The sequence below is a fragment of the Paenibacillus sp. 01T424 genome, assembly GCF_056398745.1.
The window spans coordinates 1-13,427 of the sequence record NZ_JBFTPZ010000057.1 but is presented as its reverse complement, the minus strand read 5'-3'; the positions used below and the strand labels follow the sequence as shown (position 1 = coordinate 13,427).

The following is a 13,427-nucleotide window of genomic DNA, read 5'->3' as shown; positions in this document are numbered from 1 at the left end:
GTATTCTTAACCTTTAACCGCACCGCTGGTGATACCGCTGATGTAGAATTTTTGAAAGAATGGATAAGCGACCAGGAGCGGCGCGACGCCGATAATGGCGAGTGCCATTCGAACACCTTCGGTTGGCATTTTGGAAAGAAGTTCGCCTACTTGACTGGATGTATCCGCCTTCATAATTAGAAACTGTACATTATTTAGCGTCTTGGTCATCAGGTACTGGATATTCATCAAATCTGGTTTATCGATAAACAGCATACAGTTGTACCAGTCATTCCAATAAGCTAACAAATTGAAGAGGGCGACTGTCGCGATAATTGGAGCTGAAAGCGGCACCACTAGCTTCATGAAGATAGTCAGCTCGCTCGCCCCGTCGATCGTGCCTGACTCAACGATAGATTCTGGTATCGTGTTGGCAAAAAAACTACGCATCAACAAAACGTTAAAGGCACTCAGTAATAGATTGGGTATAATCATGCCAAACAGTGTGTTTTTGAGCCCAATCATTGTCACATAGGTGATATACCAGGGCACCATGCCTCCACTAAACAACATCGTGAAAAATAGAAGAAATGACATCGTGCGGCGCAGCGGCAAGTCTTTGCGTGATAAAGGATAAGCAAAGAGCGCCGTTATAAACAAGCTGACCGTTGTTCCAATAAGAGTTACGAGAATGGTTACTCCATAAGATCTCGCAATCTGACCAAAGTCATTAAATAAGAACTGATAAGAAGCGAAATTAATTTTGCTTGGAATTAAGCTGTATCCGTTCTGGGCAATCGAACTCTCATCTGAAATGGAGACCATAAATACTAAAATGAACGGGAACAGTGACGCTATGCTGAAGAGCACAAAGAACAGATGGATAAGTGGAGATCGTAAACGTGATGTAACTGGCATCTGCTTGATGCCTCCTCTCTTTATGAATTTTTATCGATTAGAATAACGCGTCATCCTTGCTGATTCGGCGAACTGCGAAGTTTGCCCCTAAGATCAAGAAGAAGCAGACAACAGATTGATAAATACCAGCGGCAGTCGACATTCCAATGTCTCCACGCTCAATCATTGCACGGTAGACAAATGTATCGATCGTATTAGTAGTAGGCATTAACGGACCTGAGTTCATCGGTACTTGATAGAATAGACCGAAGTCTGAACGCATAATCGAACTAATCGCTAGCAGCGTCATGATGATAATCATTGGCGAGATGAGTGGAATCGTAATCCGAGTCATCTGTTTCCATTTGTTAGCGCCATCGATGGTTGCCGCTTCGTAAAATTCCTTATCAATACCGATAATGGCCGCAAAATAAATAATTGCCAAATAGCCGACATTTTTCCACGCATTCACAATAACCAAAATATATGGCCAGTAATCCGGCTCATTGTACCAAGAAATCGACTCGGTGCTAAACCATTTGTCTAACTGTCTATTGATAAGCCCGCTATCTGTATTTAGAAAACTGTATACCAGATAAGCGACAACTACCATTGAAATGATATGTGGCAGCAAAAACGTGCTCTGGTAAAAACGGGTGATGACTTTATCTTTAATCTCATTGACCAACAGTGCGGCAAGAAGCGCAAAAGTGGTATTCACAACGATGAAAAATACGTTATACATAATCGTATTTCTCGTTATCAGAAAAGCATCGGGAGAACTGAACAAAAACTTAAAGTTGTACATTCCGGCCCAAGGACTGCCCCAAATGCCATCTACATAGTTCAGTTCCTTGAAAGCTAAGATGACTCCGTACATAGGAATATAATTGTTTAAAATTAAGTACGCTAGCCCGGGGACCATCATAATGAGTAAAGCCCTGTATTTCTTTATTTTTTTTTTGAATGTTCGCATTCGGCTACTCATCGTTGTGGATGTAACGTTTGATGCAAACGCCGTCATAAGGCTCACCCTTTCATGTTGTCGTTCTCTGTCTCTCATTATAGTGGGCTGTTAATCTAGTGAACTACTATAATAATGACATATCTTTATCACGCTAATGACTAGTTGTCTCAGAGCATGAATTAGGATATTGACGGTTATAACGGGTGCTCTTATGCTAAAAGCGTGAACTGGTCGTGCCGTTTCCTATTAATGGAAGACGCGTCCTTCACGAGAAATTTGATATGAGGGAGTGAAAGATGATGAAGCAAACTAAGGCTGTACAGCGGGTATTTATTCTTGGAATGGATGGTGCGGGTAATTTCGTGCAGCAAGCAGACACACCAAATCTAGATGCTTGGCTTCCACGTGGAGCCTACACCTTTGATGCGAAGGCGGAAATGCCGACGATCAGTGCAGAATGTTGGGGATCTGTGCTTCATGGGGTACAGCCTGACAAGCATAAATTAAATAATGAGAAGGCGGCAACACTATCCTATCCGAGTGATTCTCCCTTTCCTTCCCTCTTTCGACTAGTAAGAGAACAACAGCCAGAGGCTAAGCTTGCTTCCTTTAGCAGCTGGAGTCCGATTAACTCCGGTATTATTGAAGATAATCTCGGCGTACATAAAGTTTCTTTGCCGGATGCTGAGCTTGTCTCTTCTCTTCTCGTATACATCGAAGAGAATCAGGACGTTCGTCTGTTGTTTCTACAACTGGATGAACCCGATGGCTCTGGACACCGTTACGGCTACGGAGATGATTGTCCGGAGTATTTAGCTGCGATAACTACTTGTGACGAACTAATCGGCAGTGTGTTGAAGCGATTAGAGAAGTTAGGTCTTATGGGAGATAGCTTAGTTGTAATTCTCACTGACCATGGCGGAGGCGGTGATAACAAATACAGCCATGGCAGCGCCCATCCAATGGACCGTGACGTATTCTGGGGCTGTATCGGACCTGGGATTAATAGCGGGCTTCTAAAAGGATCGGTATCCATTACAGATACAGCTGCAATTGCTGCACTTGCGCTAGGATTAACCTTGACTCAGCAATGGGATGCTCGCTTACCAGAGGGATTGCTTGATGACACATGGGCATCCAAGAGCATTACTATCGTAGATAGCATAACAGCTGACGCTGAGGAGTCCCACAATGGCTAAGACGCTGCGGTTTCGAGAAGATGGGAGCTTCAAAATTGTGCAGTTCACAGATCCCGAATTTTCTTCATACGAAGCGGAAGAACAAAGGATGGAAGCTATGATGCTAGGTATCCTGAAAGACGAGCAGCCTGATCTGGTCGTCTACACAGGAGATATCATTGCTTCAGCTGGTCACCCTAACCCGGTAGTCGCATTTCGACGCGCTTGCTCCGTGCCTGAGAGCTTGAACATCCCTTGGGCTGCTGTGTTTGGCAACCACGATACGGAAGGAACCGTCACGCGGGAGCAGCTTCATGCGCTGCAGCTAAGCTACCCGCATAATTATGCTAAGCCTGACCCACCTGGCATTCATGGCTCCGGTAATTATGTCCTTACCGTAGAAGGTAAAGAACGCGAAACGGCCGCAGCCCTTTATTTTCTGGATTCAGGCAGCTACTCTCCGCTGGAATATAACAGAATGGGCTATTATGATTGGATTCGCCGTGATCAGATTGATTGGTACACACGTGAGTCCTATCGACTTACCGGAAGCAACGGCGGAACGCCGCTGCCCTCCCTCGCCTTTTTTCACATACCGCTTCCTGAATATAACGATGTATGGGACTTCGGTGTCTGCTACGGAGAGCGTAATGCTCCTTTCTGCTGCGCACCTTGGGTGAATTCCGGTTTCTTCGCAGCTATGATCGAGATGGGCGATGTCATGGGCACCTTCGCTGGCCATGACCACGGTCACGATTTCTGGGGCGATTGGCATGGCATCCGTCTTTGCTATGGCCGCACGACCCGAAACGCATACCTGGATCGGCCCTTTTTAACAGGAGCGAGGGTCATTTCCTTGAAAGAAGGAGAACGAAGCTTCGATACTTGGCTGCACTTAGAGGATGGAACGGTGCTGTCAGAGCAGCCTAAGCATGCGCCTGAGGGACGTACACCGGAGAATGTTGCTATTTACTTAACATAAGCAGCACCGATTCGATAAGAATCTATATTATGGATTCGCTTAATCGCAGGCCGCTGACGCCAAACGTTTTCCGCCATGGCCAGAAAAAGATCTTATCTGGTTCATTGAGGAATACTCCCCCTACTCTGGAGGATTGGCAGCGCGATATTCTATCTATGCTTCGCGATGAGATGCTCTATTTCTGGCCGCAAATCATCGAAACAAAGATTATGAACGAAGGCTGGGCATCCTACTGGCATCAGCGAATTATTCGCGAGCTTGATCTGACTAGCGATGAAACGATTGAGTTCGCTAAGCTAAACTCCTCTGTCGTGCATCCATCACGGCACACCTTGAATCCCTATTATTTGGGCTTGAAAATATTCGGGGATATCGAACGCCGATTCGATAATCCAACGAAGGAAGAACAAGCACGCTTCGGACGCGTCCCCGGCAAGGGCAGAGAAAAAATGTTCGAGGTACGCGAGCTCGATTCAGATATAGATTGTGTTCATCTGTGATGGGAAGAAAACGAGTCGGAAGTTTGTTTGAGTTAATAGGATAGTACTTCTTAATTCTGCATTGAAAGTATAATACTGAGACAAAAAACCCGATCTATTTTGATCGGGTTTTCTATTTTTCGGACAGAGGAGGCGAAGTGGGTCGATAACTCTTATATACAGAATATTTCCTCCATCATTTTCAAGCACCAATAAGAGTTATTGATTAGTGCATCATACGTCGCAGGTTCCACTTTGCCGCCCGTAATGAGTTCGCGGTGCTCCGACACGTAGATGTTAATGCCCTTTGTCGATATTCAATTTGTAAAGTGAAGCAGGCTGTTTTCAGGGAGAGATCAAAGTCCTGCTAATTGTATAAATGGGGCTCCACTGCTTAATAATACCCGGATTCGAATAAATTTTTTGAAAATGTCCGAGACATCTCAAAAAACAAAAAGCTTCGGCACAAGCCGAAGCCTTCTGACGGTGACTCTCTGTTCCTGTGGCAAATACGTTCCTCCGAGCGTCAACGTAGATTCTTTGCCCATACGGAGAGTATCGGCTAAGGGTAAACATCATCGCAGCGTCTACTCGACATCGATAGACGATCATACCTCGACATTAGTAAGCCTGACTCCACATGTATCCGAAAAAGAAGGAGACTCTCTACCAAGCCTATCTGCGCCAAGACCATTTTATTGTTGGTCCGGTAGACGTAATGCGTTTTCTGAAGTTTGTGCTTGATCTAAAAATTCCTCTGCTTGGGTCAATTGCTGCCGGGCCGTCTCCAAAGCTTGTGAATTTGTTGCCGCATTAGGTTCACTTATCGAGTTTATCGCCTGGTTTAAAGCCGATTGCGCCTCAGAAACTGCGTTAAATGCATGCTGCTCCAGCGTATTGCCGCTCGAGTTAAGTGTACCTTCTGCCGGTTTTCTTGCATTTTCGGTGGCTAGATCAATTTTGTTTTCATTGGGCAAAGCGAGTCATCCTCCCTTGAGCAAAGATCATTAATTTAAACAGAAATAAGTATGCGGATGAGATTTTGTTTATATTCCTGCGACTGCATGGGAATATCCGGATCCCACATTTCCGGCAAACAATTTTAGTATAAGATCCGGTGCCTCGGAAAATCTAACGTTGATGAAAAAACAGGAGGTGATAATTACTCAATGAATACGCCAACGCTAGCGCCGCACGAATCGATGGAACTACATGAAGCGTTAAACTTTAAAACGCTCTGCATCGCTAAGTCAAAACTTATGCAAGGCTTGGTCTTTGACCAAGAGCTAAAAGCGTTAATGCAGAAAGACGTAATTCAATCCACACAACAAATCACCGAGCTGCAAGCAATCTACGCAAGAGTTCCTTTCCAAGCGCCTGTTCCGAATAGCCCGACACCTATAACACATTAAAGGGGAACGCAAATGAATACCGATTATTTAGACCCGATTAATTCATTAAATATGCCAGAAATGGCAGATATGACTTTTGCAATGGACTTCCTTCTTCGTGCCAAGGAGGGTGTGCGAAATTTATCCATCGCCCTGACGGAAACGGCTTCTCCGGATGTAAAAGCGCTGCTGCGCAATCATCTTAAGCAGGGGATTGCAATGCACCAAGAAATCACGGAGCTCATGATTCGTAAAAAATGGTTCCATCCTTACGAGCTGAACGAACAGTACCAACTCGACCAGCTTTCGGCGAAAAATACGGTGATGATCGGGCAGATGAATTTGTTCCCGGGTGATACGTCGCGTAAAGGGATGTTTGATCGGACCCCAGATGAACATATTGGAGGACATAAAGCATGAAGGCGGTAACGTATCAAGGGATTAAAAATGTCGTAGTCAAAGAGGTGCCGGATCCGAAGATTGAGAAACCGGACGATATGATCGTAAAGATCACCAGTACCGCCATATGCGGTTCCGACCTTCACCTTATTCACGGGATGATCCCTAACCTTCAGGAGAACTATGTCATCGGGCATGAACCGATGGGGATCGTAGAAGAGGTAGGCCCAGGCGTGACAAAGGTAAAGAAAGGCGACCGTGTGATCATCCCATTCAACATCGCATGCGGAGAATGCTTTTTTTGCAAAAACCAGCTGGAAAGCCAATGTGACAATTCAAACGAACACGGGGATATGGGCGCATATTTTGGCTACTCCGGAACGACCGGCGGATATCCTGGCGGGCAAGCCGAGTATTTACGAGTCCCGTTCGCAAATTTTACCCACTTCAAGATTCCCGAAAACTGCGAACAACCGGACGAAAAGCTAAGCTTGATCGCCGATGCCATGACGACGGCATTCTGGAGCGTAGATAACGCCGGCGTAAAGAATGGTGATACGGTCATCGTGCTCGGCTGCGGTCCAGTCGGACTACTGGCCCAGAAATTCTGCTGGCTAAAAGGAGCAAAGCGGGTCATAGCCGTCGACTATGTCGATTACCGCTTACAGCATGCGAAGCGAACGAACAATGTGGAAATCGTAAACTTCGAACAGGATAAGAATATCGGCAACAATCTCAAGGAAATGACCAAAGGCGGCGCCGATGTCGTGATTGATGCGGTAGGAATGGACGGCAAGATGAGCGATCTCGAATTTCTAGCAAGCGGTTTGAAACTGCAAGGCGGCACGATGAGCGCATTTATCATTGCGTCTCAGGCTGTCCGCAAAGGCGGGACAATCCAAGTCACTGGGGTATACGGCGGACGCTATAACGGATTCCCGCTCGGCGACATCATGCAGCGCAACGTGAATATCCGTTCCGGACAAGCTCCGGTCGTTCACTACATGCCGTATATGTACGAGTTGGTTACGTCGGGCAAAGTGGACCCTGGAGATATTGTTACGCACGTCATTCCGCTCAGCGAGGCCAAGCGCGGTTATGAAGTGTTCGATACGAAAACGGACGATTGCATCAAAGTCATCTTAAAGCCTTGAATATGGATAGATACATGGGAGGACAATCCGAATGAATTCCAATTACGCTTTGCATGAGATGCTGGAGGTTCATGAAATAGCTGCGTTCAAGACGGTTTGCATGACCAAATCCAAAACCATGCAAGCTCTGGTAACCGACCCGGAGCTCATGCAAATTTTGCAGCAAGATGTGCAATTATCACAGCAGCAGCTTCAGGAGCTCGGTGGAGTGCTGTCTAAAATGATCCTATAGGAGATAAAACATGAACACAATATTAGAACACATGGCAGGGCTTCATACGCTGACCGATGACGTGATCGCAATGGATTATTTGATGAACGCCAAGAGCGAAGTCAGAAACTACGCCATGGCCGTGACCGAATGTGCCACCCCTGAAATCAAGCAAATTTTGATGAAACAGCTCGACGAAGCCATAGACACCCATGAAAAGATAACAATCTACATGATGCAGCGGGGCCTATATCATCCCTACCATATTCCAGAGCAAATTCAGCTCGATCTGAAAAACATTCAGACCGCTATGAACATTCCGTCCTGACACCGAATTTCGTCCCAGCAAAATGTGCAAAACCACAATGGTTCAAGCGCGTTTTTGATTTTAACCGGAGACTTCAGAGAATAAAATGTTCTCCGTGTCAAAAATCCAACATTACAATAAGGGCGGATACTGTCTAGGCAGATCACAAAGAAGTGCTCCCGATCGTCATCCTCAAGAATGTGCCGTAGGATTTGGCTACATATACTGAGGTAAAGAGGATGGATGAGGATGGATCTGTCGGGGTACAGGATGGTGGACTCGCGGACCAACTTGAGGCTGATAATACTAACACGCTTCGCGGGAACTTACTTTTCGTAGTGGTTTGCCGAGAAGAACTCAAGTTGTTGATTAGCTTGTGTCATACGTTGTTCGCTCCTGGTTAGAATTGAAGATCCCCTACTCCGTAAGCGGAATAGGGGATTTAGTTTGGGATCAGGGATAGCTACATTCGTTTAAAATTATTATGAAAAGGTAGGAGCAGGGAATTCATCAATTCTCATACGAAGTAAACTATATGGTTTTTCCCGCAGGTCTCTTCCATAATGAAATCTCGCCTGCCGATGTAATTGATTCACAATGACATATAAGTATTGATCGGGGCCAATCGAAAAAGTATCCGGCCATAAAATTCTCGGGTCATGTGCGATGGTTTCCATTGCACCATTCGGCAATATCTTCCGGATACTGTTGTTTTCATAGTCTCCCGCATAAACGGTGCCGTTTGCGCCGGTGATCATTCCATCAGACGCACCTTTTTCCCCCCAATAGTGCACATATTGGGATAAATTCATGTCCTGTATCCTTCTATCTCTTAGGGCTTCTGTTGAGATTGAGAACAGTTGACGGCTGGTTAGCGGAGCATAAAATAAAACCTTTCCATCAGGAGAAATCGCTAAACTATCGGAAGCCAATCTAAATGGGGAAGTCGAGCCGTCCGGGTTTCGATTCATCAAAATTTTACCTTCTACTTTCGGTAAAAAATAGGGATCAGGTGAAGTTGATATTGCCCCATTTAACCGTCTAAACGCGTACCCATTTTCTAAATCTACGACGATAATAGCTCCTGGCCCTCTGGAAGAAGAATCCGTTATATATGCATAACCTGCTCTTCCAACACGAAAATCCAGACGGACATCATTCAGATAAGTTGTTGGCAAGACAACATCTTCTGTAAAGGTATATACTCTTCTTATTGTATTCGTGCTTAAATCAACAGCAACTAATTTTGCTCCCCCTTGAATAGGTTCAGAAAAATTTGGTGCCCCTGTATCTAGTACCCAAAGTATTCCTCTTCCATCAGCAACGATACTTTGGACACTGACGAAAGACATTACAATGTTGCTAGTATTAATCAAATTTATTTTTAAACTGGGATAAGGCTGCATTTCACCCTCAACAATTTCCGCCACAGTAAATTGAACGTCGTCTCCCCATTTCGGAAAGCAAACAAAAATACGGCCAGTTTCAGAAACGCTGACACCTGTAGGCATAGCCCCATAAAAAGCATGCACCAGTTCAAACTGCCCAAAATATTTTTCCATAGGTAACATAGGTTGCATGATATCCTCCTCATCAAATCCGAACGGATATCAACTATATATGATGAATTTTTTTTGTAGTGCCTGGTTCTTGATAAATTTTTCTATCGTGATGAATGCTACCGCTACTTCGACCGTACTAATGCCGGTATCGGTTGTTCTCTCGTTAATAACAAAACGTTAATACGCCTAAAAGGGCTGAACGACCTCGTACGTCCTTCGTTCATTTCGCCAATTTCGGTATTAATGCCTTTTGACTATGAATCGGCAGCTCATGGATATGAAAATTAAATTTAGAGGAAATTGAATATTCCATCTTAGTTTGAGTCATTCTAATCAGGTCAGAAAATCCAAAATATCCAACAGGAGGAATTCATTTGTACCAGTTTCAGTCCAACAATCAGATTTCGCAACAACTAGCTCATGCCGAACAACTTATCCAACAATTGGTGAACCAAACTCAGCAAGCATCAGGGCAATATCAACAATTGTTAAACCAAGAACTCAATAATGCAAAAGCACTGGAACAAATAGCACAACGTGAACAGCAAGCCGCTCAAATTATACAAACCGCTCTGCAAGGCCATCAAACAGCACTTCAGCAATTGCAACAAATCTCAACCATCTGCAACCAAGTGGCTCAGTCATCACAAACACAAATGACTGCATATTCAACTATGAACAACCATCAACAACCACAAGGCTTTAACAACTATTCTCATTAATGAATTAGGAATAAGGGATAAATTTTATTTCTAAAAGAGAATTTACGCTGTAGTTAGACCATATCCAGCCGTTGCTAAAGTTCTTCAGAATACGCTCGGCGGTCTGTTTGGTGAAATGCGCAGCATGATGCGATATTTTCTTCCAAAGCAACAATACTCACGGAAAAACTATACTTCCGAGTGAACATAGTCTAGGTTTTACGATTTGAATGCTAGGATTTTAAAATATAAGCTGCTTCCTAATAGGAAAAACCCTGTTGAAAAGCAGGGTTTTTTCCTGTTTTCGTTTAACCATTTACCAATGATGCGGAGGTTTGTTGGAGATGAATAATAAAGAGTTGAATAAACTATCTATTTTTGCCCTTGGCGGTGTTTTTGAAATTGGAAAGAATATGTATGTCATCCAATATGCTGACGACATCATTGTCATTGACTGTGGCTCTAAATTTCCGGACGAGAGTCTGCCCGGCATAGATCTAATCGTCCCTGACATTTCCTATTTGATTGAGAATCAAGAAAAAGTACGCGCATTAGTGATTACGCACGGACATGAAGATCATATCGGCGGAATTCCTTATATATTAAAACAGCTGAATATTCCCTTATATGGAACTCGTCTTACACTTGGTTTAATCAAGGGAAAGCTAAAAGAACATCGTCTCAAAGGAACCTTATTTCATGAAATTAAAACAGACTCATTTATTGAGCTAGGAAAAAGCTTTCAGCTTTCTTTTTTCCGTACAAACCATAGCATACCAGACTGTGTTGGCATCGTATTACAGACGCCAGAAGGTACGGTCGTTCATACGGGAGACTTCAAATTTGATCTATCCCCTTCCAATAAACAATTCCCAGACATTCATAGGATGGCGAAAATTGGTGAAGCAGGCGTGCTTGCTTTATTATCCGAGAGCACGAACGCTGAGCGACCAGGCTTCACTCCATCTGAACGATTGGTAGGCGAAAAAATTGCAGATGCTTTTCAGAAAGCAACAAATAAAATATTTCTGTCCACCTTTGCTTCCAACATTAATCGCTTGCAGCAAGTTGTGGATGCTTCTATTCTAACAAACCGCAAGCTCCTGCTGCTTGGTCGCAGCATGATCAACGTCGTAACGATTGCTCAGGAGCTCGGTTATATCCATATTCCCGAAGGTATGATCATTGAAGCAAAAGAGGCCAATCAGCTCCCGAGAGAAAAAGTCGCGGTATTGTGTACGGGAAGTCAGGGTGAACCGATGGCTGCACTCTCGCGTCTTGCTAGCTCCACCTATCCACATACAGAAATTTCTTCTGGTGATACCGTCATCCTCGCGTCATCACCCATTCCAGGGAATGAAAAGAACGTTGCAAGCATGTTAGATCATCTGTATATGCTTGGGGCTCATGTTATTCATGGATCAGGTGTTGCGACAGGTATGCATGTGTCAGGTCACGGCAGCCAAGAAGAGCTTAAACTTATGCTTACGCTAATGAAACCAACCTATTTCATCCCTATCCACGGAGAATATCGCATGTTATACCAGCATCGCTTACTTGCTGAGTCTGTTGGACTAGAGAAGGATAATATATATATAATGAATATCGGAGATGTTCTTGACCTATCTGGAAATCATGTACAACAAACACGGAAAGTTACCGCCGGTAATACGCTTGTCGATGGTTTGGGCATAGGCGACATCGGAAACATTGTATTACGCGATCGAAAACATCTTGCCGAGGATGGCATCCTTGTTGTTGTTGTCACACTTAGTCGTATAGAAGGCTCCGTACTATCCGGGCCTGATATTATTAGCAGAGGTTTCGTATACGTTAGAGAATCCGAAGCTTTATTAGGCGAAGTAGGTCGACTTGTGATGAAAACCATTGCTGACTTACAAGAGAATGGAAACGACGGTAAGTGGTCTATATTAAAACATCGTATTAAAGAATCTACAAGTAAGCTGCTTTATGCAAAAACAAAAAGACGGCCAATGGTTCTACCAATCATCATTGAAGTGTAATGAATCCACATAATTACAAATCCCCTTGCTTCAATTTAAGGTATGGTATTATCCCCTTTAAGTAGACACTCAAAAAACTTCGTGTTGTTACATGAAGATTGAGTGAACCTTGGTGGGGATATTTTTATTGCAAAAAAGAGACGTGTTTTTGTATCCATACTAAAAATCGTTTCATAATTCGTGAGCCATGCTTCCAGTAAACGTCTCTGAATCTGTTGGGGCATCATATTTCATTTTTGTATCAAATCTTCCCCATATTACAGAATCCAATTCTGCATCCAAAATGGTTGCAGCATGTAATATACTCTCCGATTTTAATTCATCCAAGCATTGAAGCAGTGAATTCACCATGCGAGACATCCTTACACATCCCTTTGTCCGGATCGATTACCGCGCAATAGCTTCAAGCTCATCAAGGAATGAATCCTTTCATACTATTTAGGACATGATATCCATTGTGACTACGGTAAATGTAGCAGCTGTCATTAAAACGAAGGAGTGAAATTAAATGACTAAAAATGAAGAACTCAATCGAAATCTTGATTCTGACCAAAATAGTAACAATACGGATGGAGCTGACATCGGAAAAGCTGTAGGAACGGCGGGTGGTATTGCTGCAGGTGCAGTCGTAGGCTCTGCTTTGGGTCCTGTTGGAACTGTTGTTGGCGGTATCGTAGGCGCAGCATTGGGAAATAAGGTTGGAGAGGCTGCTGACGATAACAACGACGAAGCACAACGAAAGGATTAAAATGGTTAGTCACAAGCTTCAGTTGGGTATTAGATGTGTGAATGCAATTAAAATTGTTTTGAGATGGTTAAAATAAATAATTCTTCACTTCCTAATGCTGCATTTCGAATTAAATCGAATATGCAGCATTATTTGTTTTTAAATTAGGTGAAAATCTAATTATCAATGGCAAAATAAGCTATGCAATTAGTTATCATCAGCAAGCATCAGGTCAATATCAACAGTTAAACCAAGAACTCAATAATGCAAAAATACTTGAACAAACGTGAAAAAAAGCTGCACAAATTAATCAAGAGGTGGGGACTGACCCCCATTTGTGAGACAGGGATCAAAACACCTTTCAAGTTTAAACGGCCAATCGCCTATAATCAACCGGCGACTGGTTATTTAGTTTCGTTTGAATACGAATTGCGTTATAGTAAGTGATGTAGTCTCGAACGGTCTGTTC

Annotated in this window: 17 protein-coding genes and 1 pseudogene; 12 read left to right on the top strand and 6 right to left on the bottom strand. The window is 43.7% G+C overall.

Translation table 11 applies throughout. The features are described from left to right. Positions 1–6: 6 nt before the first annotated feature. Together AC1DPK_RS30070 and AC1DPK_RS30065 are read right to left on the bottom strand one after the other, a co-directional pair. Complete coding sequence (locus AC1DPK_RS30070; protein ID WP_477512540.1) at positions 7–897, bottom strand: carbohydrate ABC transporter permease; 891 nt, start codon at positions 895–897, stop codon at positions 7–9. Positions 898–934: 37 nt separating this feature from the next. After that, entirely contained in the window at positions 935–1,852 is a 918-nt protein-coding gene (locus AC1DPK_RS30065; RefSeq protein ID WP_477512539.1) for an ABC transporter permease, read from the bottom strand. Positions 1,853–2,139: 287 nt separating this feature from the next. Between AC1DPK_RS30065 and AC1DPK_RS30060 the strand changes: the two genes are divergently transcribed. From AC1DPK_RS30060 to AC1DPK_RS30050, 3 genes and pseudogenes are all read left to right on the top strand, one after another. Continuing rightward, positions 2,140–3,042 carry an alkaline phosphatase family protein gene (locus AC1DPK_RS30060; protein WP_477512538.1) on the top strand — a complete coding sequence of 301 codons (903 nt, stop codon included), beginning with the start codon at positions 2,140–2,142 and terminating at the stop codon, positions 3,040–3,042. After that, positions 3,035–4,003, top strand: coding sequence for a metallophosphoesterase family protein (locus AC1DPK_RS30055; protein WP_477512537.1), 969 nt, complete (start codon positions 3,035–3,037; stop codon positions 4,001–4,003). Before AC1DPK_RS30060 ends, AC1DPK_RS30055 begins: the two co-directional genes overlap by 8 nt. A 61-nt stretch (positions 4,004–4,064) precedes the next feature. Next, positions 4,065–4,485: pseudogene (locus AC1DPK_RS30050) on the top strand (SpoVR family protein); the annotation flags it as partial. A 692-nt stretch (positions 4,486–5,177) separates the two neighbouring features. Here AC1DPK_RS30050 and AC1DPK_RS30045 read toward each other — a convergent pair. Beyond that, on the bottom strand, positions 5,178–5,459 hold the full coding sequence (locus tag AC1DPK_RS30045) for a hypothetical protein (RefSeq protein WP_477512536.1): 282 nt from the start codon (positions 5,457–5,459) through the stop codon (positions 5,178–5,180). A 192-nt stretch (positions 5,460–5,651) separates the two neighbouring features. On the opposite strand from AC1DPK_RS30045, the gene AC1DPK_RS30040 reads away from it, so the two are divergent. Genes AC1DPK_RS30040 through AC1DPK_RS30020 form a run of 5 tightly spaced genes read left to right on the top strand, consistent with a single transcriptional unit; the run spans position 5,652 to position 7,965 of the window. Beyond that, entirely contained in the window at positions 5,652–5,894 is a 243-nt protein-coding gene (locus AC1DPK_RS30040; protein ID WP_339204144.1) for a spore gernimation protein GerQ, read from the top strand. A gap of 12 nt (positions 5,895–5,906) precedes the next feature. Further along, a complete protein-coding gene (locus AC1DPK_RS30035) occupies positions 5,907–6,293 on the top strand; it encodes a spore coat protein (RefSeq protein ID WP_477512535.1) in 387 nt (128 codons plus the stop codon). Then, complete coding sequence (locus AC1DPK_RS30030) at positions 6,290–7,426, top strand: zinc-dependent alcohol dehydrogenase (protein WP_477512534.1); 1,137 nt, start codon at positions 6,290–6,292, stop codon at positions 7,424–7,426. The genes AC1DPK_RS30035 and AC1DPK_RS30030 overlap by 4 nt, the downstream gene beginning before the upstream one ends. Before the next feature lie 31 nt (positions 7,427–7,457). Further along, a complete protein-coding gene (locus tag AC1DPK_RS30025; RefSeq protein WP_339204146.1) occupies positions 7,458–7,658 on the top strand; it encodes a hypothetical protein in 201 nt (66 codons plus the stop codon). Positions 7,659–7,668: 10 nt separating this feature from the next. Further along, the gene (locus tag AC1DPK_RS30020) at positions 7,669–7,965 is read left to right on the top strand and encodes a spore coat protein (RefSeq protein WP_477512533.1); all 297 of its coding nucleotides are present in this window, start codon (positions 7,669–7,671) and stop codon (positions 7,963–7,965) included. A gap of 461 nt (positions 7,966–8,426) precedes the next feature. Here AC1DPK_RS30020 and AC1DPK_RS30015 read toward each other — a convergent pair whose 3' ends face one another. After that, positions 8,427–9,524: an L-dopachrome tautomerase-related protein gene (locus AC1DPK_RS30015; RefSeq protein WP_477512532.1), complete on the bottom strand. Its 1,098-nt coding sequence runs from the start codon at positions 9,522–9,524 to the stop codon at positions 8,427–8,429. A 356-nt stretch (positions 9,525–9,880) separates the two neighbouring features. Between AC1DPK_RS30015 and AC1DPK_RS30010 the strand changes: the two genes are divergently transcribed. From AC1DPK_RS30010 to AC1DPK_RS30000, 3 genes are all read left to right on the top strand, one after another. Continuing rightward, positions 9,881–10,228: an AMP-dependent synthetase and ligase gene (locus AC1DPK_RS30010; protein ID WP_477512531.1), complete on the top strand. Its 348-nt coding sequence runs from the start codon at positions 9,881–9,883 to the stop codon at positions 10,226–10,228. A gap of 40 nt (positions 10,229–10,268) precedes the next feature. After that, positions 10,269–10,412: a manganese catalase family protein gene (locus AC1DPK_RS30005; protein WP_477512555.1), complete on the top strand. Its 144-nt coding sequence runs from the start codon at positions 10,269–10,271 to the stop codon at positions 10,410–10,412. A 139-nt stretch (positions 10,413–10,551) separates the two neighbouring features. Then, the gene (locus tag AC1DPK_RS30000) at positions 10,552–12,231 is read left to right on the top strand and encodes a ribonuclease J (RefSeq protein ID WP_477512530.1); all 1,680 of its coding nucleotides are present in this window, start codon (positions 10,552–10,554) and stop codon (positions 12,229–12,231) included. A 171-nt stretch (positions 12,232–12,402) separates the two neighbouring features. On the opposite strand, the gene AC1DPK_RS29995 is transcribed toward AC1DPK_RS30000, so the two are convergent. Further along, a complete protein-coding gene (locus AC1DPK_RS29995; protein ID WP_477512529.1) occupies positions 12,403–12,591 on the bottom strand; it encodes a hypothetical protein in 189 nt (62 codons plus the stop codon). Positions 12,592–12,739: 148 nt separating this feature from the next. Here AC1DPK_RS29995 and AC1DPK_RS29990 point away from each other — a divergent pair, with 148 nt between their 5' ends. After that, positions 12,740–12,979 carry a glycine zipper domain-containing protein gene (locus tag AC1DPK_RS29990; RefSeq protein WP_477512528.1) on the top strand — a complete coding sequence of 80 codons (240 nt, stop codon included), beginning with the start codon at positions 12,740–12,742 and terminating at the stop codon, positions 12,977–12,979. A gap of 346 nt (positions 12,980–13,325) precedes the next feature. Here the strand turns inward: AC1DPK_RS29990 and AC1DPK_RS29985 are convergent. Beyond that, the coding region (locus AC1DPK_RS29985; RefSeq protein WP_477512554.1) for an IS3 family transposase at positions 13,326–13,427 on the bottom strand (102 nt) is incomplete at its 5' end.